The organism is Staphylococcus sp. HMSC063F05 (assembly GCF_001837075.1).
GTDB lineage: Bacteria > Bacillota > Bacilli > Staphylococcales > Staphylococcaceae > Staphylococcus > Staphylococcus epidermidis.
In genome coordinates, this window is sequence record NZ_KV831347.1 from 1 (window position 1) to 585 (window position 585).

Annotated in this window: 1 protein-coding gene and 1 pseudogene; one reads left to right on the forward strand and one right to left on the reverse strand. The window is 45.3% G+C overall.

The window, feature by feature from the left end; genetic code table 11:
- A pseudogene (locus HMPREF2576_RS12510) lies at positions 1-361 on the reverse strand (hypothetical protein); the annotation flags it as partial.
- Between HMPREF2576_RS12510 and HMPREF2576_RS12515 the strand changes: the two are divergent.
- Positions 348-585, forward strand: a 238-nt coding sequence (locus HMPREF2576_RS12515) for a hypothetical protein (RefSeq protein ID WP_256313861.1), incomplete at its 3' end; no start/stop codon positions are given. The pseudogene HMPREF2576_RS12510 and the gene HMPREF2576_RS12515 sit on opposite strands and share 14 nt — an antisense overlap.

Sequence of the window (585 nt, forward strand, 5' to 3'; positions counted from 1 at the left end):
ACAGTGCATCAACATCAACGAGTGTGAGTGACTCAAACAGTGCCAGCACATCGTTAAGTGGCTCATTAAGTACAAGCGTTTCAGACTCAACAAGTACATCAACATCCGATAGTGCATCTGCATCAACAAGTGAGAGCGACTCGGAAAGAGCAAGTACATCCTTAAGTGGCTCGACAAGTACGAGTCTTTCAGATTCAACGAGTACATCGACATCAGACAGTGCATCAACATCAACGAGTGTGAGTGACTCGGACAGTGCAAGTACGTCATCAAGTGAATCAGTAAGCACAAGCGTTTCAGATTCAACAAGCGCGTCAACGTCAGCAAGTGCATCAACATCAACGAGCGTGAGTGACTCCAATAGCGCAAGTACGTCATTAAGTGGCTCAACAAGTACAAGCGTTTCAGACTCAACAAGTACATCGACATCAGACAGTGCATCTGCATCAACAAGTGAGAGCGACTCGGACAGTGCAAGTACGTCATCAAGTGAATCAGTAAGCACAAGTGATTCAGAATCAACAAGCACATCCACATCAGATAGTGCATCCACATCAACGAGTGTGAGTGAGTCAAACAGTACAA